Source organism: Nostoc sp. CHAB 5836, from assembly GCF_020829445.1.
Taxonomy (GTDB): domain Bacteria; phylum Cyanobacteriota; class Cyanobacteriia; order Cyanobacteriales; family Nostocaceae; genus Nostoc.
The window spans coordinates 1-18,001 of the sequence record NZ_JAIVFV010000068.1 but is presented as its reverse complement, the minus strand read 5'-3'; the positions used below and the strand labels follow the sequence as shown (position 1 = coordinate 18,001).

The 18,001-nt window shown below is 42.5% G+C and carries 17 protein-coding genes and 1 pseudogene; 8 read left to right on the top strand and 10 right to left on the bottom strand.

Going from position 1 to position 18,001, the window contains the following annotated elements:
• Nucleotides 1-285 precede the first annotated feature (285 nt).
• A complete protein-coding gene (locus LC605_RS15560) occupies nt 286-1,680 on the bottom strand; it encodes a TldD/PmbA family protein (RefSeq protein WP_229548428.1) in 1,395 nt (464 codons plus the stop codon).
• Between the two features lie 509 nt (nt 1,681-2,189).
• Here LC605_RS15560 and LC605_RS15555 point away from each other — a divergent pair.
• On the top strand, nt 2,190-2,513 hold the full coding sequence (locus LC605_RS15555) for an RNA-binding protein (protein ID WP_229548427.1): 324 nt from the start codon (nt 2,190-2,192) through the stop codon (nt 2,511-2,513).
• 347 nt (nt 2,514-2,860) lie between these two features.
• Nucleotides 2,861-3,052 (top strand): 30S ribosomal protein S21, encoded by a 192-nt coding sequence (rpsU, locus tag LC605_RS15550; protein ID WP_094333031.1) that lies wholly within the window; start codon nt 2,861-2,863, stop codon nt 3,050-3,052.
• Nucleotides 3,053-3,622: 570 nt separating this feature from the next.
• Here the strand turns inward: rpsU and LC605_RS15545 are convergent.
• Nucleotides 3,623-3,787, bottom strand: coding sequence for a CopG family transcriptional regulator (locus LC605_RS15545; protein WP_229548426.1), 165 nt, complete (start codon nt 3,785-3,787; stop codon nt 3,623-3,625).
• A 380-nt stretch (nt 3,788-4,167) separates the two neighbouring features.
• Here LC605_RS15545 and LC605_RS15540 point away from each other — a divergent pair, with 380 nt between their 5' ends.
• From LC605_RS15540 to LC605_RS15525, 5 genes are all read left to right on the top strand, one after another.
• Nucleotides 4,168-4,326: a hypothetical protein gene (locus tag LC605_RS15540; protein WP_229548425.1), complete on the top strand. Its 159-nt coding sequence runs from the start codon at nt 4,168-4,170 to the stop codon at nt 4,324-4,326.
• A 57-nt stretch (nt 4,327-4,383) separates the two neighbouring features.
• The gene (locus tag LC605_RS32965; RefSeq protein ID WP_267868551.1) at nt 4,384-4,515 is read left to right on the top strand and encodes a hypothetical protein; all 132 of its coding nucleotides are present in this window, start codon (nt 4,384-4,386) and stop codon (nt 4,513-4,515) included.
• Between the two features lie 195 nt (nt 4,516-4,710).
• Nucleotides 4,711-5,280 carry a Uma2 family endonuclease gene (locus LC605_RS15535; protein WP_229548424.1) on the top strand — a complete coding sequence of 190 codons (570 nt, stop codon included), beginning with the start codon at nt 4,711-4,713 and terminating at the stop codon, nt 5,278-5,280.
• 139 nt (nt 5,281-5,419) lie between these two features.
• The gene (locus LC605_RS15530) at nt 5,420-6,931 is read left to right on the top strand and encodes an FAD-dependent oxidoreductase (RefSeq protein ID WP_229548440.1); all 1,512 of its coding nucleotides are present in this window, start codon (nt 5,420-5,422) and stop codon (nt 6,929-6,931) included.
• A 141-nt stretch (nt 6,932-7,072) separates the two neighbouring features.
• Nucleotides 7,073-7,435: a DUF6464 family protein gene (locus LC605_RS15525; RefSeq protein WP_229548423.1), complete on the top strand. Its 363-nt coding sequence runs from the start codon at nt 7,073-7,075 to the stop codon at nt 7,433-7,435.
• A gap of 652 nt (nt 7,436-8,087) precedes the next feature.
• Here LC605_RS15525 and fmt read toward each other — a convergent pair.
• Nucleotides 8,088-9,092 carry a methionyl-tRNA formyltransferase gene (gene fmt / locus LC605_RS15520; protein WP_229548422.1) on the bottom strand — a complete coding sequence of 335 codons (1,005 nt, stop codon included), beginning with the start codon at nt 9,090-9,092 and terminating at the stop codon, nt 8,088-8,090.
• Nucleotides 9,093-10,071: 979 nt separating this feature from the next.
• Here fmt and LC605_RS15515 point away from each other — a divergent pair.
• Nucleotides 10,072-11,391, top strand: coding sequence for a hypothetical protein (locus tag LC605_RS15515; protein WP_229548421.1), 1,320 nt, complete (start codon nt 10,072-10,074; stop codon nt 11,389-11,391).
• 767 nt (nt 11,392-12,158) lie between these two features.
• Here LC605_RS15515 and minE read toward each other — a convergent pair.
• The 7 genes and pseudogenes from minE to LC605_RS15480 all read right to left on the bottom strand — a co-directional run.
• The gene (minE, locus tag LC605_RS15510) at nt 12,159-12,449 is read right to left on the bottom strand and encodes a cell division topological specificity factor MinE (RefSeq protein WP_229548420.1); all 291 of its coding nucleotides are present in this window, start codon (nt 12,447-12,449) and stop codon (nt 12,159-12,161) included.
• Between the two features lie 36 nt (nt 12,450-12,485).
• On the bottom strand, nt 12,486-13,292 hold the full coding sequence (minD, locus tag LC605_RS15505) for a septum site-determining protein MinD (protein WP_100900385.1): 807 nt from the start codon (nt 13,290-13,292) through the stop codon (nt 12,486-12,488).
• Between the two features lie 313 nt (nt 13,293-13,605).
• On the bottom strand, nt 13,606-14,640 hold the full coding sequence (minC, locus tag LC605_RS15500) for a septum site-determining protein MinC (RefSeq protein ID WP_229548419.1): 1,035 nt from the start codon (nt 14,638-14,640) through the stop codon (nt 13,606-13,608).
• Nucleotides 14,641-14,811: 171 nt separating this feature from the next.
• The gene (locus LC605_RS15495; RefSeq protein ID WP_229548418.1) at nt 14,812-16,149 is read right to left on the bottom strand and encodes a four-carbon acid sugar kinase family protein; all 1,338 of its coding nucleotides are present in this window, start codon (nt 16,147-16,149) and stop codon (nt 14,812-14,814) included.
• Nucleotides 16,150-16,328: 179 nt separating this feature from the next.
• Entirely contained in the window at nt 16,329-16,991 is a 663-nt protein-coding gene (locus tag LC605_RS15490; RefSeq protein ID WP_229548417.1) for a hypothetical protein, read from the bottom strand.
• 36 nt (nt 16,992-17,027) lie between these two features.
• Complete coding sequence (locus tag LC605_RS15485; protein ID WP_229548416.1) at nt 17,028-17,531, bottom strand: DUF29 domain-containing protein; 504 nt, start codon at nt 17,529-17,531, stop codon at nt 17,028-17,030.
• A 377-nt stretch (nt 17,532-17,908) separates the two neighbouring features.
• Nucleotides 17,909-18,001 (bottom strand): annotated as a pseudogene (locus tag LC605_RS15480) (IS5/IS1182 family transposase); the annotation flags it as partial.

Below are 18,001 nucleotides of genomic sequence, written 5' to 3'. Positions count from 1 at the left end.
GTCGTTGGTCATTGGTCATTGGTCATTGGTCATTGGTCATTGGTCATTTGTCATTTGTCATTTGTCATTTGTCATTTGTATTTCAAAGGAGAGATAACCAATTGACAAAGGACATTCTTAACGATTGTAATATGCAATAGACATAGGAGTGAAAATGAATTGTTTTGACGTAGCAGTGCTACGTCAAAACAAGGGTTGTGGGTAACGCATATTTAATTTCACTCCTATGTCTACTAGACATAGGAGTGAAAATGAATGTGAAAGCCTTGTGTATTCAGAGCAGGGCTACGTTTCCCCGCCAACCACTACATCTCGAATTCGCAGACTAGGGCCACCACAACCTACTGACAAGCCGTTTTGCCCTCCCTTACCACAACCGCCGGATTCATCCCAGTAAAAATCATCACCAAGTGCCTCAATATCCGCTAAAGTTTGGAATACATTTCCCGAAAGCGTCACATCCCGCACAGGTTCAGCAATTTTGCCGTTCCTAATCATCCACGCTTCCCCAGCACTAAAGGTGAACATTTCCCCATTCGTCATCCCACCCAACCAATTACGGGCATAAACTCCTTCTTTGATATCGGTAAATAAGTCTTTAGCTGGTGTTTTACCCCGTTCAATCCAGGTATTTGTCATCCGCACAATGGGAGTAAAGTGATAGTTGAGACAGCGTGCGTTACCCGTAGGCGCTTCCTCCAATTTGCCAGCAGTTTCACGAGAATGTAAACGTCCCACTAAAACTCCATCTTTAATTAGTTGAGTAGTAGTAGCAGGTGTGCCTTCATCGTCGTAAAAATAGCTACCGCGATGTCCCTCTGGAGCCGCACCATCAAAAATTTGGAGTTCTTCTGGGCCAAACCGCCGTCCAATGGTCATGACTTCCAGCAGATCGGGGTTTTCATAAGCCATATCAGCCTCAGAAAGATGTCCGAAGGCTTCGTGGACAAATAAACCCGTGAGAATTGGATCAATGACTACAGTGTAAGTATTGCCTTTGACCGATGGCAGAGATAAAGCGGCGATCGCTCTTTGAGCAGCACCTTTTACCTGTTCATCCAAATCAGTTAAATCTTCGTAAGCTTTGCGAGAACCAGTAGTTTCCCTTCCAGTTTGGACAGTTTCGCCATTTCTAGCGGTGGCGGCAAAGCGCATTTCCATATCCACCCAAGATTGCTCGATCAAAGTGCCTTCTGAGGTAGCAATGATTACTTTTTGGGCACTGTCACCATAACGCACCGAAGTAGTGGTAATTCGATGATCAACGCTTTTGAGCAATTGGGCGTAGCGATCGCACAATTGTTTTTTCTGCGAGAGTGGGATATTTCGGGGATCAGTACCTTTTAGGGGTAGAATGCATACTGCTTGCACCGGGTCAATGGGTGCAAGTAAAGTTTCTTCATCCCCAACCATCCGCGCCCCAGCGATCGCTTCTTCAATACGATCTTTGATTGTCTCCAGTTGGTTAAAGCAGCTCAACCCCCATCCACCTTTATAACAAGCGCGAATATGTCCACCAATGGAGATGCCAACGCTTAGGGTTTCTACCTTGTCGCCACGCAACAAGATATCAGTCCCTTCCGCTTCCTCAAGGCGAATCATCAGATAATCTACGCGCTCACAGTTGCGGGCGATCAGGTCAGAAAGTAAATTTTGGGCGTCAGCAAGTGTAGTCGGCATTTCCAATTAGTCACAATGACGAACTGCATTTATTTTGCAATTAATTGGGCAATTTCTGCTACCTAATGTCGGAGTTCGCCTCTGAGGGGGTAGGGGAGATGAGGGAGAAATCAATTCAAAATTCACGCATTTTTTGATTATTTTGCATAAGTCCTGGTAGAGAAGAAACATTCTGAGAAAGACTTGGGGACAAGTTTCTTCCCAGGACTTACGCAAAATCATGAAAAAACGAACCGCCAAGTACGCCAAGTACGCCAAGAAATAAGAGTTGCAGAGAGTTTTTGCGTAAGTCCTGCTTCCTTGAACCTATACCATTTGCCCCATGCCCAATCTTTAGTACTTCTAAGTTACGGTGGGTAAGAACTGAATGATGTGCTAAGGTAATCAAGTGAGAATAAAATTCGGTTACAGTGTTTGTTTTTAGTATTGACAGGCTTTTTCCTTTTGGTCTTAACAAGCTTGTCTCCGAAATCTAAATCTCTACACACCTATGATTTTGGAGATAACGCATGTCAATTTATGTAGGTAATCTATCCTACGAGGTCACACAAGAAGACCTCACTTCTGTTTTTGCCGAACATGGTTCTGTAAAACGGGTTCAGTTGCCTACTGACCGTGAAACCGGACGTCCACGCGGCTTTGCTTTTGTAGAGATGGGTACAGAAGCAGAAGAAACAGCTGCCATTGATGCTCTTGATGGGGCTGAGTGGATGGGACGCGACCTCAAAGTCAATAAGGCTAAACCCAAGGAAGATAGAGGTGGTTCCTTTGGTGGTGGCGATCGCCGCGGCAATAGTGGTGGCGGTGGTGGATACAATCGAGGACGCTACTAAGATTTAACTAAAACAGCATAGGTGTCTCAATCACCCCATAGGGAAATCATGAGATGGCAGTTGCTTGAAGTAGGCTTTGCCTACACCAGTCGCTCATCAGGTCTTGATTCTCAAGACTCCTGACAATAAAAAAGAATTTCAGACTAATAGAACTAGAGAGTTCTAGATGCTATTCCCAATTAATTGGCAGATCTTATATAATACCGCAAGTGCCATTGGTGTCTGGTAGTTCACGATCAAAAATTAAGTTTTAACGTCTTCAGGGCAGATAATGATTCTGCCCTTTTTGCGCTCCGGTCTACTGCATGGCTTAAAACTGCCCAGTACCAATTAAGTAGGAGATGAAAATGACCCAAGTATTTGTGGGCGAAAATGAAGGAATTGAGTCAGCCTTACGTCGATTTAAGAGAGAAGTTTCCAAAGCAGGTATTTTTCCAGACATGAGAAAGCATCGTCACTTTGAAACGCCTCTGGAAAAACACAAGCGCAAAGAAGTCGCAAGGCACAAACAACGTAAGAGAAATTTCCGTCGTAATTAACAATTAGCGATACCTACAGTTAGCTACGCTCACGCACTCTCTCATTAGATTCTTCGCTGTCGAAGAGGCGATCGCTATACTCCAAAAGAAAATCTAAAGGGTAGGTTTTGGCAAAACCATTACTCGATATCATCTGAATGGGTAATTTTACACTCCCACGGCTACGGAAATATCGCTACGTTTATTCTATTTTAAACCGTGGGATTCTTGTATGAGATCCAATGAAAAAGTCAGAGCGGAGACTTTATCCGCTCTGTTAGCAATGTAGGAGCATCACTTTGTAAGAGAGTGCCCTTATTTAACGTGAGTTCGACAAGTCTTGTTTGACCTCTCCCCCAGCCCCTCTCCGACGCACAGAGGGGAGTAAAAAGCTTAATTTTTCGTTACTCCTCCCTTTCCGAAACGGAAAGGGAGGTTGGGAGGGAGAGGTTCATCGAACTCACGTTTATTTAAATCCCCTAACTTTAGTTACGGAAATTGACTGGTAGTTGATAACTGTTAAACACTATATTTCACTCACAAGTTGAGATGTAGTTATCCTATGTTTTATTTTTTGTACAGTTTGATCTGCTAGGTTTGAGGGTCTTGTTCATTTTTAGTAGAAAGAGAGCGAATTAACTCCCGAATTACATCAGTTGCTGGTCTTCCTGTTATTGAACAGTATTGTTCAAGCCTCTGTGCTTCACCTGAGGTGAGATTGATGGTAAGTCGTTTAGCAGCCCATTTTTTATTCATGTATTAGACAAGGTATATCTTTAAACTACTTCTCTAATATCAATCATTTAAACTGCTACTACAATGGTATAATTGACTACATTTAGTTCAAGTAATCATGAAGTTGGATAGGATATTTTTCTTAGTAATAGTGAAGAGGTAACTTATATTAGAGAGCATAAAGTTTACCTACTTTCAGGGCAGTAATTATAAATAGAATGTAAAAAGAATATTAAAATATGCAAACACAAAATAGGTATGATCACAAAACAGTTCAGCAGAATAATACATTGGTGATTCATTAAGCAGTGGGGCGATCGCGGAATCCTCTGCTTGGCTTGACGATTTACATACCCTGGAAGAGAACAAGGCTAACCGACTCAAGCGATCGACACCATGAGATGTTTCACAGGTTCGATTTGGACAATACCATGCTCCGTATTGGCAGTATGAATATGCTGCTGCATGGGATGGAAAAGCCGGATGTGCGCTATCAGGATTCGCTGACACAGGAGCATTCGGGTGATGAAGAAGCTTATACTCCAATACACTTGGGTTAAGCATTTCCTCCTTCTCTCTTCTCTCTTCTCTCTTCTCTCTGTGTTCTCTGCGCCTCTGTGGTTCGTAAAAAAAAAGAGTTTCAGCCTTTTGTGAACCGTATTGGCTTATCTCTAGTCCTGGCTAATTTGGCGAAGTTAGAGGTGGAAATTCAGCAGGGAATGGAGGAATTAGGGGCATTGTTAAAATAGTTAAGTACGTTGGTGCGAAAAAATTCAATTATGTTACGAAACGTAAATAAGCTTAAAACCCTTACAAATGACGAATGACGAATGACAAATGACAAATGACAAATGACAAATGACAAATGACAAATGACAGCCTTAGCCAGTTAACTTTAATTGCGCCGACCTACTTAATACAAGCGGTTTATGGGAGAAATAGCCATGACAGTTGCAAGTGCTAAAAAAATGACTTTTGAGGAATTTCTTCAATTTGATGACGGTACGGATACTTCATATGAATTGGAGAATGGGGAATTAATTGTTATGCCTTTTGAAAGTGAGCTAAATCGGCGAATAGCCACGTTTTTATTAATCTATTTTTCTAAATTAGGTATTCCCTATTACCGCTTGAGTATGAAAACAGAAATTGCTGTAAATAGTCGTATGGTGGGGGTGCGTGTTCCTGATTTAGTGGTGTTTTCGGAAGACTTGGCGATGGTAATGCAAGTTGCCACACGATCGCTGATTTTGATGGATATGCCGCCGCCGTTGTTGGTGGTTGAGGTGGTGAGTCCGAATCAGGAAAGTCGGGATTATCGTTACAAGCGTTCTGAGTATGCAGCGCGGGGTATTGCGGAATATTGGATTGTTGATCCTATTGCCCAAAAGGTGACGGTTTTGGAATGGGTAGAGGGATTTTATGATGAGCGAGTTCATCAGGGAGAAAGTGTTATTGTTTCTTCAATTTTTGCTAATCTTCAGTTAACTGCGGCTGAAGTTTTGCAAGGATAAAATGTGATGAAAACTATTAATGAAATTCGACAAGTTTTATCACTACAAAAGCAATCTCTCTGTGAAATTTATTTTTTTGTGGGATGGGAGTAAAGTGAGTTTAAAGGAGTATTTAGGACTGCAACAATCGGAGACCGGGATGGTACAAGGATTATTACAAAAACGGGTGGTAGTTGTCGGTGCTGGTTGGGCTGGTTTAGGAGCAACCTACCATTTAGCAAAACAAGGCTACGATGTGACACTTCTAGAAGCAGGCCCCTATCCCGGTGGATTAGTGGCAGGTTGGCAAACAGCAGCTGGTAAATCTGTTGAAGCTGGTATTCATGGCTTTTGGTATCCTTACAAAAATATTTTTTCCCTAATCAATGAATTAGGAATTAATCCTTTTACTACTTGGACTCGTTCTTCGCAATATTCGCCAGCAGGTTTGGAAGTTGAATCGCCAATTTTTCAAGACTTACCGCGACTCCCTTCGCCACTGGGAACTTTTCTTTATACTCAGTTTAAGCGGCTGCCACTAATTGACCGTCTGAGCGCCCTACCTTTACTTTATGCTGTTGTTGATTTTGACAATTCTGATGCAGCTTGGCGGCGCTATGACTTTGTAACTGCCCGTGAATTGTTCAAAGACTTTAATGTTTCTTTCCGGCTTTACCGCGAGGCTTTTGAACCAATGTTATTAGTGGGCTTGTTTGCCCCTGGTGAACAATGTTCAGCCGCAGCAACTTTAGGGATGCTTTACTTTTTTATTCTGGCTCATCAACCGGATTTTGATGTAGTTTGGTGTCGGGGAACTGTTGGGGAAAAGATATTTCGTCCTTGGGTGGAACGTATTGAAAAAGCTGGTGCGCGAGTATTACCCAGGCGTCGAGTTACAGATTTAATTGTTGATAGTAATCATCGAGCCAAGGGTGTGGTTTGCGGTGATGAAGTAATTGAAGCAGATGCCGTGATTTTTGCGGTTGGGATCACCGGGATGAAGAAAATTGTCTCAATGAGTCCTAGTTTACAAAGCCGTGAAGAATTCCGTAATTTGAGCAATTTAGGAGCAATTGATGTTTTAGCAACGCGACTATGGTTTGACCGCAAAATTGATATTCCTCGTCCTTCTAATGCTTGCTTTGGATTCGACGCAACTACAGGTTGGACATTTTTTGATTTGAATGCCCTACATGATGAATATCAAGATGAACCAGGAACAGTAATTGAAGCTGATTTTTATCACGCAAATCAGTTTCTTAGTTTGAGCGATGAAGAGATTTTAGCAATCGTTCAGGGTCAATTAGCAACTTGTGTACCAGCCTTTCGAGAGGCAAAGATCATTGATAGCAGTGTAATTCGGCTACATCAGGCGGTGACTCACTTTGCACCTGGTAGCTATCGTTATATGTTACCCGCGAAGACAAGTTTTGAGAATGTGTTTATGAGCGGGGATTGGATTGTGAACCGTCATGGTTCCTGGTCACAGGAAAAGGCTTATGTTACTGGTTTGGAGGCGGCGAATTTGGTGGTGTCTTATTTGGGAGAAGGTCAGCTATCTGAAATTTTAGCTGTAGAAGAGGATGAAGCCCATATACAAGTAGCGCGATCGCTCAACCAAACTTTGCGGGAGTTGAGCAAATCTATCCTACCTGACTTTTGGTTGCCATAATCTTTAGGGATGCACTGCTATCCCTACTATATGTATATTTCTCGCAAATTTAGTTAATCATTAATTGTAATTTAAATTCGGTAAGCTAAAGAAAGCGATCGCGATACCATCCTTATAATGTAAATCAAATCACATAAGCTTATGGAGCCAGACTCTTTACAAACCGAGGTGATTCTGACGCACCCGCGTGAATCACTCGGTAGAGTGCAACTTGATTGGACACCCCAACCCGGAAACTATCTTGATTTTCAAGGTAAAACCTACGCGGTTTTAGAACGCCGCCATCGATACCAACTTAAAGCTGGACGCTACCATTTACATAATATTGTCATTTATGTACAGTCTGCTAAACGGCCATCTGAGAAAAGTTTGGTGGCGGGACGTTGGGTAATCGGGGATGCCACCTGCTGCTATAATGCTCATTCAGAAATTATTCGCTGTGCAGTCAACCCTGATGGCCCTTGCGAATCTTGCCACTTTTATGAAAAGTTAGAAGTCATTTAATTTGAGATTTGAGATTTGAGATTAGGACTCAATAGGCTTGGGTTAAGGCTAAAACTCTTTATCAAAGTCAATTTTTTTAACGAACCGCAATCGCGTAGCGTCTCCCCTTGAGAGAAGGACGCAAAGGACGCAAAGAAAGAGAAGAAAGAGAACAAAGAAATGCTTAACCCAAGTGTATTGTCCTTTAAGGGACTGACAAATAAAAAAATACTCAACTACTTATTGTGGGGTGGGCGACACGCAATACTGTTCGCTTTGTGAATATTCGTAGAATATTCGTAGGTTGGGTTGAGGAACGAAACCCAACATTTTCTTTCTCTTTGTTGGGTAACGCAAAGCTCAACCCAACCTACACATTTTTATTTTTAGTCTTAACCGAACCGTATTGGGGCGACACGAGCCATTGGTGTCAACTTAAGCCTGGGCGAATGGAATTCGCGGCTACACAAACTTTCGTCCGCCTGCGCGGACTAAGAGAAAATTAATATTTTTAACCCGCGCAGGCGGGTTTCGTCTGTGTAGACGCGGTTTCTAACCGCCCTTTTAACGTTAAGTTGACACCTATGGACACGAGCGCCCACCCCACAAGATTGGGTAATTTATTTGTTGTCAGTCCCTAATCCAAAATCCCAAATCTAAAATTGCCAACCTCTCAACTCCCTACACCAAAAACTTCTCCCACAGTTAAGCGGGTACCATTCACAAAATCCCATCCTGACTGGGGACGTTTACCAGCTAGCTGAACCTCTCGCAACAGCAACAAACCTTCCCCAGTTTGGACGATCGCTCCAATTCCTTTGCCAATGCTTACTACAACTCCCGGTCTATCTGATACGTTTGACAAATCAGGCAATTTATGCACTACTTCTTGTAATTCTGGTGGGAGATTGCGATCGCCTACAGAAGCAAGGGGAGCAGAAGCGGTTATTTTCAGCAGGTTGTTACGAAAGGTAGCCGTGCAGTTAGGGTAAAAGCCTCTGATTTGATTGTGTAATTGGATTGCGCTTTTTGACCAATCCAAGGCATAATCTTGTTTTTGAATCAGAGGTGCATAAGTGGCTGCTAAATTATCTTGGGGAATTGGTTGAATTTCTTTACGTTCTAACTTCAATAGAGTTTCCACCAACAAATCCCCACCGATCGCCGCTAGTATCAAGGCTAAATCTTGAGCGTTATCCAGTAATCCAATGGGTGTAGTGGCTATTTGTAACACTGCGCCAGTATCCATCCCTGCATCCATTAACATGGTCGTGATCCCCGTTTCTGTCTCACCGTTATACAAACACCACTGAATCGGCGCTGCACCGCGATATTTGGGTAAAATCGAGCCATGCACATTAATGCAGCCCAACTTGGGCATATTTAGGATTTTTGACGATAAAATCTGTCCATAGGCGACAACAACAAACACATCTGCATCTAATTGTTTGAGTTTAGTTAAAGCTTCAGTGTCTTTTTTGACGCGTTCTGGTTGCCATACTGCTAAATTGTGAGCAGCAGCGATCGCTTTTACTGGTGTTGGCGTAAGTTGATTTCCGCGTTCCCGGCGTTTATCTGGTTGAGTAACAACTGCTAGCACCTCAAATTCTGAATGATTCAATAACTTTTCCAAGGTGGGTACAGCAAACTGGGGTGTACCAAAGAATACAATTTTCATTAAAAAATTAGTTGTTAATCATTATTCACTAGTTAATGGTAAGTGCCACCATGATAACTGACAACATTTAAGCTGCATCTGCCGTTTAGAATCAACCAAGACAGCATGGGAGCAAACTCCTGTATTCTTAACGGTAGATGGAAAATACAGTTGAGTTCCTGTAAATAATATTGGCTCTTTGGTGGTACAATGTTTTCGTGTTGGTGAAACCAAAGGCTGCTTGATTGACTTAAAAGTTAAGTTGACAAGTGTAATAGCTACTATCAACTGCATCTGCCTCTAGTGAACCTAGTCACTTAGTGGGCTTTCGCCACGAGTCGCTAAAGCATCTACCGAGTAATTTTTGTGTTCCTGATCATGTTCTCGAAATTGGGTTTAAATGCAGTTGGGTTTCCCAAAAAGTATTGCGTCTTCTAACTATTTTTGTAGTTTAGATAGCAATTTATAACTTGGGGTTGCTGCTACCAATATCCTCTGAGTATGATGTATTATGCGTCCGCTTTCGCAGGTTTTTAATTAACGCCTCACTTCTACCATCATGAGGGTTTGCGTTGTTATATTTAGTGTGTACCCTGGCTTATCTGCTGTGTACTAGCGATCGCTAGTACGATCCCCGATAACCGAGTTATTTCACTACTAGATTCGCAGCCCTATTGTCTAAACTGTACCTCTAATAAACCTTGACCAAGACATATTTTTGGTGTGGTTAGGTATAGCAATAGCAACACTATATATTGTGTAGTAATTACTGAGTTCTCAGCATATTTACTATACTCGCATATTTTTGTAAAAAAATATTCCGTACCTGAGTAATAAAAGATGTAGACAATGATACTTAATTTTTTTAAAACTCGACGAACTTTGAACCAAATATCTCGTCCAAGTTTTTAGTTTCTTGTTATACATATAATTACTGCCTGCCCCATTGCTGCATAGGTATTGCTTCTCACATAGCAACCCCCCTTTAGAGAGTCTACAAATGCTTAAACCCCTTTTGCTGTCAGGATGGTTCCGTACGCAACCATTTGTAAATTATGTTGTAGTTGTGATACTACTCGCACCCTTAGTAGGGGCATCAGGTCACTCGATCCCAGTTAAATCCGAAGTAGCGAAATTAACTTCGATGACTGGAGAGTCTGACTCTGCATCAAAGGAAATAGCTGTAGTTGGGGAACCTGAGATCGCTGAAATATTAAAAACAGATCAAATTAACTCGTTAACAGGAGAATTTGACTCTGTGCCAACACAAAGTACTGCTGTCCAGGAACCGCAAGTATTACCAGCAGATAAAATTGAGTCTTTGGCTCAAGCAGATAGTTCTGTGTCAAGCAGCAATTTAACTGTTCCTGATCATTTGGCAGCAGTTGAGCTCGCACCATTAACAGATGTTCCTGTTAGTCAACTTAATTTAATCCGAAAACTCAAAGCTGCTAATGTCAAGTCTTTGAGAGGAGAAAAAATTTCTCTTTCTAGAGAAAAGTCTTTTACTGAATCATTGATCGCAACTCAAGTAGCACCAACTATTAGAGAATCACAATCAACCACAACGACGGAAATACCTGTTGTTGAAATACGTGATCAGTCCCAAACAGAACAAATAGATCCTATAGGTAGTCCTCATCCTATTCCTTGGAAATGGATCACAGCGACTCAAGAGGCTATTGCTTCTAATGGTGGTTCGGGAGTGCGTCACTACCGCAGCCTACCCGTGGTTTCTCCAGATGGAAAATATTCTGTTTATAGCCGAGTGCAACTAGAGGTAAAACCCCAGATGTACAACAGCCGTGTCACCAGCGTTTTGTTTATTCAAGATATGCAAACTAAGAAATTGTGGGTGATGGCTTCAACTACTCCTGTTAGCGATCCTTTATTAAAAGTAAAGGCTCTAAAGGCCGAGTCTTCAGAAGAAACTGATCCAAGCGGTAAAATTGGGGTATTAGTTCCAGTTAGCTGGTCGGAAAAAGGCGATCGCTTCTTAGCACGCAAGTTTGAAGGTATATTTAACACAGGTGATTCTACAGATAGTGCCGTGATTTGGGATCGGCAAAAAAACCACGCTAATACAGTTGCTCCTGCTAATGAGGAAGAACATGAGAAGATTGCAGTATTGTTAGGCTGGAGTAAAAGGCAACCGGATCATGTATTGTTCCGTGCAGGTGAGTTGGGTGAAGAAAACTGGCCATTAATGCAAGTTGCTAATGATGGCAAGACTCTACCCACAACAGAGGAAGATCAGCCGATTACTTTTGGTAAAAAGGTTACAGAAATTTGGGCAGACCCGCAAGTAGCCTACCGATAATTTATTAAAAATCTTATAACTCCCGTTGTCGTCACTGCTGACAACGGGATTTTTTTGGCGTTGCCTAAAATAGGGCAAAATAGTACGCACGCGATCCAATACGCTTCAATACTGCGCAGGTTTTGCCCAAAAACCTTAACCCGTGTAGGTTGGGTTGAGGAACGAAACCCAACATTTGGGGGGGCTTTGTTGGGTAACGCATTGCCTCAACCCAACCTACGATTTTCCAAAACCTACGCAGTATTGCAATACGCTTGGGTTAAGGATTTTATGGAGAACCATAGGCCTGTAGAGACGTTGCATTGCAACGTCTCTACACTATCCACTGGACAAGGGTTTTAGTCTTATCCCAAGCGTATTGGCACGCGATCGCTCTCTGCTTGGGTTCAGATCGCAAAATCGCATTGCTCCTTCCACTGTTATATAAAGTTTTATTTATTTTTTTTAAAAAGCAAAAAACACTTGTATCTTAAAAAATAAAGACAAAAGAAATAAGTTGGATCAGATTTTAGATAGCTAATTAACTGATTCAAACACACATAAGACTGTACTTCATAAATATAAAAGCTTTACAACAATTTACTCCCCTCTGCAAAATTGCTGCACTCATTGATTTCTCATTGAGGGGTACGAGCGGCTGTAAACGGATACTAGACGATAATCAAGAATCGAGGTAGTTAAGCTATGTCTAATAGTTCAGCCATGTTTTACACCCAGCGATGTCTATGACGGGCAAAGTACTTAAAATTAAAACTATCTATAAAGACTTATTTATCACCCCTTTCCCACTCAGGTATAGCACCTTTGACCCGACGGATGGGCAAATTAGCAATTAAAGCTGTGGTTCGTTGGTTGCTTTCTAAGGAGAACTCCAAGCCCTCTGTCTCAACTTCCACATAGCGACAGACTACATCTAGGATTTCTTGCCGCATTTTTTCCAATGTTTGAGGATCTATATCAGCGCGATCGTGAGCAATCACCAATTGCAGGCGACGTTTAACTTGAGTTCGACTGCTATCAGGGCCGCGAGAAAAAAGTCGTTCTAGAAGTTCAATCATTACGAATAGGTCTGGGGCGGAGACTGGAAAAGTAAGTTAAACAATCTTTGTCCTGAATAACCTTCGTATACGGGCGAAGATACTGTCTTGGGACGAGTCGATCTCCAGAAATTCGACACTTTCCCCTTCTAATCTACGAGCAATGTTCTCAAAGGCTGTGGCAGCTAAAGAGGGATTTTCCGCTAACACTAAGGGTTCGCCGCGATTGGTAGATACAATAACACGCTCGTCGTCAGGGATTACCCCGATCAGGGGAATGGCGAGAAGTTCCTGAACATCTTGCACTGACATCATATCATTTGCCTGCACCATTGCGGGTCTGATGCGGTTAATTATTAAATGAACACGCTTGATACCTTGCGCCTCTAGTAACCCCACTACCCGGTCAGCGTCACGAACTGAGGAAATTTCTGGTGTGCTGATCACTAGCGCTTCTTTTGCTGGGCCGATCGCATTTTTAAACCCATTTTCAATGCCGGCGGGGCTATCAATAATCACGTATTGATACTTTTGCGCTAGTGCATTCACCAATAACTTCATCTGTTCTGGTGTGACTGCATCTTTGGAGCGATTTTGGGCTGCCGGCAAGAGTACGAGATTGGGTTGGCGCTTATCTTTAACTAAAGCTTGTTCTAAGCGGCACTCTCTGGCCAAGACTTCCACCGCAGTATAGACGATGCGGTTTTCCAGCCCTAGCAGCAAATCCAAATTTCTCAGACCAAAATCCGCATCAACCAAGGCAACTTGACGCCCCATTTTGGCTAAAGCCATGCCCAGATTTGCTGAAACTGTGGTTTTACCCACTCCTCCTTTGCCGGAGGTAATCACAATAATGCGAGTCATGATAGAAATGCGGTCAATGAGGGTTCAGGAAATATAAAACAGTAAATTGCAGTATGAAGTATGAAGTATCGTATCAAGCATGAAGAAATATCTGGTCTGCCTGATTCGGGCAAGGTATGAATATTTTTTGATCACGATGTCTGACGACAAGCCGTTTCTCTACGAGAGGCTACGCCAATACATTTACGCTCAGTTGTGTGCAATACACTTGGCTAGGGAAAAGGTGTTAGGGATTAGAGTAGTGTATTCCATCCACATGAAAACCGCTATATTTCATCCTTGTATCCTTCATTCTTTAAGTAAATATTCAGGGCTATTGATTGATCTTAGTAAATTGGTTTCTGGAAAAATCACTGGCCCTAGCGATGCGAATCCCTTGGGGCGTAATATGTGCGACTTCTGGAGAATATTGCATGGGCAATTTTTCTGGTGCCCTAGCTACAGCATCTGCGATGCGCAATTGGGTTGGTTCCATTTGCAAGGTCATAATCAGACACTCACTATTACCTCCAGCCCCAGCATGAGCGATTCCACGTAGACGACCCCAAATGATAATATCTCCATCTGCAATTACAATACCACCTGGATTTAAATCTCCCAAGAGAATTACTGTACCAGGATGACGAATTTCTACTCCAGAGCGGACTGTCATTTCCAAGTAGAGGGCATCTGCCTGGGGTATGGCTGTTGCTTTCGGCTCTGTAGCCAGTGAAGTTACGGGCTGTAGTTGTTCTACAGAATACCCTGATGTCACGGCAGCGATCGCAGTTTGCCGCCGACTAGTGGAGACAGATATGAGCCGGAGTTGGACTTCACTTAAAGCTTCGGCAAGTTCTTGGAGTTGTCTGGCATCTACAAGGCGGTCTTGTGCCATTAGATGCACAGGTGTATTCGAGATCCGGAAGCGATCGCCTGCATTCAGACGCTGCCTTATTTGTTGCCAAATATCAGACCAACTAAGTTCTGAGGCAGGTACTTGAGATTCTGGAGGCAAAATTAATAACAGTCGTCCATCTTTACTTTTTAACTGGACTTGAGTATTGTCATTTACGCCATGTCCTGATATTGCTGACTCATCGGGATTTAAATCAGTAAGGATAAAATCTGATGCCGGATTAGCATCTGACTCTACATCTGGGTTAGCAGGATTTGACTCTACATCGGCAAGTACAGTATTTGATTTTAAATAAAGAAGGACTGATTTTAACTCAGCATCCGGGGGGATAGAATCTGACTCTACATCAGAAACAGTAGGATTTACGTCTACCTCAGAAAGGATTGAGTTTGATTCTGCATTAGGAAGTGCAGAATTTGACTTGAGATTGGGAATCGCAGAATCAGAAGTCATGCAGTACTAGCCAAAAGACAACAGATTTTAAATTTGGGATTTTGTGAAAAGTTTAATCGGAGGGAATCTTTGCTTAAAGCTTTTCAAGACGGATTTTGGATTTGGTGTCACCCCTAGGACGTGTTGGCGTAGCAGGACGTTAGCCCGACATCAACCAAAACATTCTTTAATTTAAAATCTAAAATCTAAAATTGGCACGGTTAACCTCTGATAAACTGTCCCCAAGGCATCAGCATCGCCGACGTTACCGGGAAACAGCACCACAGGCAAATTAGGAAACTGAGGATGAGCCGATGGCGTTAATACCATTGAACAACCAGCTAAAATTTGACCGAGTAAACGGGCTGAAGTTAAAGCTAGTCCAGTACTCAAGACATCGTTTGAAGTAATACCACCCTTGCTGATTAAGAATCCGATATCAGATGGTAAACCGCGCACAACATCCATCAATAAACTTGAAACTTGTGCCCCAAACTCCAATCGGATCTTGACATCTTTAAAACTCAGTTCCTGACGGCTAGTATAAACCACTGGTGTTTTCCCAGCGTCATGTACCGCCCGTGTACTTTCTTGGATTTCAGCTAGTAATGCCGCAGATTGATTTGGATCATCAAGTAATCGTGCTACATTCACTTCGATTCCCACCGTTCCTTCTAGTCGTAACAGTGCCTCTAATTGCTGGGTAGTCTTTTTCACATGGGAACCAACAATTACCGCACCTGGTTTGCCTTGTCGCACGTACTGCGCCATCTTTTCGGCGGCAATAGGTTGGGGTGGTAAAGCGGCTAAAGCTGTTAAAATACTTGCTGCACTGCGAAACAGAAAGCGTTTCCCTTGACTTGCTGCTGCTAATATGTCTAATGCGAAGCGGTTGAGATCAGCTTGAGTTTCACCATCTACGACAGCGCACTGATTACCAGTCAGTTTTAGTAAGCGTGACAAACTACCAGCGCGAATATCGTCTAGGAGAAACCTTTCTACAACTTCAGCACTAATTCCTCCTTGAGTTTTTTCTTCGACGTACTTGGGTAAGTAACTGTGATGGTAGCTGAAGACTGAATCACGGGCAAATTCGGTTTCATGGACTGGGGTAGAGACACCGCCAATAATTAAGTAATGCACGCTGTCGCGGGTGATGCGTCCCCCTTCAAAAAATGCTGGGACAAGAAAATGAGCATCAAAGGGGCCGAGTTCTTGTGCGATCGCATCGGTTTCAATGGGATAATGTCCCCGCAAAGTGGAATCAGAACGGCTGACAATCAGAAAATCGTCAATTCCTTCAGCATTCAAAGCAATTTTCAGATTTTGGCAAACTTCTTTGGTAACAGATGCAGCTGACTCTGGCGTTAGGGATCTAGTATTAGTCAGCACAAAGAAAATCGGCGAATCGTCCTGCAACCCGGTGCGTAGAGTGTCCACATCCCAGTGCATTAGCAGCAAACAGCTGTGGACTGTTTGAGAACCTGTAGGGTCATCATCCAAGACAATTATTTTGGGTTTGTTGTTCATTTAAGTAATCTCTACTTAGAGGATGTTTTAAAAGTATTAGGCGACTAGAAGTCGCTACTACACAAGCTTTCGTCCACCTCCGTGGAAAGCATGCAAAATCAAGGGTTTTCTAACCTGCGGAGGCAGGTTTTGTCTGTGTAGCCGCGACTTCTAGTCGCCCAAGGTTTACAAACCTGCACTCAGCCTTTCTGCAATTTTCTGATTTCTGCTTGCACATCGATCGCAATTTGCAATGATTGATTTAGCAGTTGAGCATATTCACCTGCTTGACTACTAACTTGTAAGGCTTGCAGACTAGCTAAATTATTGACAAATAACTCTTGATTATTAGCAAGCAATCTTTTATTATCTCGCAAAATTCGTTCCGTTTTCAAAGCGCGGACTAAATCTTCTCTAATCAGTTGCAGGGCGGCGGTTACTTGATCTCGGTCATGAAAACTGCTTTCTACATTTCCTGATGCTGCCAATTGGTCATTAATATCTATGGCGCTAATCAGGTCATGATATTTATCAACTTCATCTAAAAGTATTGTCAGTCCTTCCGGACAGGTTAATTGTCGCCAGAGCGATCGCCCCACTAATATGGGGATTGGCACTAGAATTAGTAAGAGAATCCCTAGTCGAATTGAAGAACCAATTGTTGGCAGAATAATAAACGCGTAAACGAAGCCAACGATTATCGGCGTTAGCGCCAGCGTCACCAGCATTTCATTGATCAAAAACCCTAATCGCTTTTTCCCATCTCGCAAAACAGAAGGTCTAAAAACGTCTTCTGGATCGAATCCAGTCAAACGTCTTAGTTCCCCCTTACTAATTTCCAAGCCTATTAAGTCCGGCTGCACGGCTGGATAACTCCTATGGAAGCCCAAGTTGCGTATTTATTTTAACCCTTCGGCTTTACGATCATGATTGTGGTCATATTCGGGAAACCAGTTTTCATCTAAAATTTGTTCTAAAGAGCCAAGAAGTACAATCAAAAATGTATCAATAGGAAGTTCTGAGCGATCGCTGGCTTCTGCTCTTGCTTCTTTGTAGCACTCATCAAAAATTTCTAAGATGTAAGGCTTAAGACTAAGACTATCTTTGAGTCGATCCTTAATCTCTCTACGGAATGTCCTGATTTCTCCTTTCCAATGCCCTTCATTTCGCTCCCGTTCCTGATCCCAGTATGTGAGCTTAAGCAGGTGTTCAAAAAGTCGAATCAACAGATTTTTGACTGCTCGCTTTTCGCTCCTAGCCATATTTTCTAACTCTTCAGTTAAGTTATCTAAATCTAGAGATGAAAATTGCCCAGCGCGAAGTTGGTTGATGGTTGTCTTGAGCCAAAGGTAATAATCTTGGTCGTATAAAGTCTGAGTTGTTGGTTGTATTTCGCTCACCATACACTTGTTCATCTCCGATTATTTGTCTTAGACACTGTGGTCTTGGGCTGCTAATGTTAGCATCATTCAAGGGCTTTATCTAAGAGGATGTTTGAAAAGTCCTCTTCCAATACTGCGTAGGTTTTTAATATTTGTAGGTTGGGTTGAGCGCAATGCAAAACCCAACAAACCTCGCTCTTCGGTTGGGTTTCGTTCCTCAAACGCCACGTGCTTCAAGTCGGGGAACCCGCCCAACGCAGTGGCTCCCCAACCTACACGTTTTTTATTTTTTTGCCAAAACCTGCGCAGTATTGAGTCCTCTTCTAACTAAAATCACAACCAACTACTTTTTAAACAACCTCTAAGAGGATGTTTTAAAAGTCAAAACCAGTCAAAAATCATGCCAATCGTCTGACCATAATCCGAATCATCGCAATATAGATAAATGTCTCCGAGGTTTGGGGTAATCTTTCATAATCTTTACTTAAACG

Bases quoted from the DNA above. Each gene is read 5' to 3' on its own strand.
- fmt (WP_229548422.1), bottom strand. From the start codon at position 9,092: ATGAAAATTGTATTCTTTGGTACACCCCAGTTTGCTGTACCCACCTTG.
- rpsU (WP_094333031.1), top strand. From the start codon at position 2,861: ATGACCCAAGTATTTGTGGGCGAAAATGAAGGAATTGAGTCAGCCTTA.
- LC605_RS15485 (WP_229548416.1), bottom strand. From the start codon at position 17,531: ATGGTGAGCGAAATACAACCAACAACTCAGACTTTATACGACCAAGAT.
- LC605_RS15525 (WP_229548423.1), top strand. From the start codon at position 7,073: ATGGAGCCAGACTCTTTACAAACCGAGGTGATTCTGACGCACCCGCGT.
- minC (WP_229548419.1), bottom strand. From the start codon at position 14,640: ATGACTTCTGATTCTGCGATTCCCAATCTCAAGTCAAATTCTGCACTT.
- LC605_RS15540 (WP_229548425.1), top strand. From the start codon at position 4,168: ATGTTTCACAGGTTCGATTTGGACAATACCATGCTCCGTATTGGCAGT.
- minE (WP_229548420.1), bottom strand. From the start codon at position 12,449: ATGATTGAACTTCTAGAACGACTTTTTTCTCGCGGCCCTGATAGCAGT.
- LC605_RS15545 (WP_229548426.1), bottom strand. From the start codon at position 3,787: ATGAATAAAAAATGGGCTGCTAAACGACTTACCATCAATCTCACCTCA.
- LC605_RS15530 (WP_229548440.1), top strand. From the start codon at position 5,420: ATGGTACAAGGATTATTACAAAAACGGGTGGTAGTTGTCGGTGCTGGT.
- LC605_RS15555 (WP_229548427.1), top strand. From the start codon at position 2,190: ATGTCAATTTATGTAGGTAATCTATCCTACGAGGTCACACAAGAAGAC.
- LC605_RS15535 (WP_229548424.1), top strand. From the start codon at position 4,711: ATGACAGTTGCAAGTGCTAAAAAAATGACTTTTGAGGAATTTCTTCAA.
- LC605_RS15560 (WP_229548428.1), bottom strand. From the start codon at position 1,680: ATGCCGACTACACTTGCTGACGCCCAAAATTTACTTTCTGACCTGATC.
- minD (WP_100900385.1), bottom strand. From the start codon at position 13,292: ATGACTCGCATTATTGTGATTACCTCCGGCAAAGGAGGAGTGGGTAAA.
- LC605_RS15495 (WP_229548418.1), bottom strand. From the start codon at position 16,149: ATGAACAACAAACCCAAAATAATTGTCTTGGATGATGACCCTACAGGT.
- LC605_RS15515 (WP_229548421.1), top strand. From the start codon at position 10,072: ATGCTTAAACCCCTTTTGCTGTCAGGATGGTTCCGTACGCAACCATTT.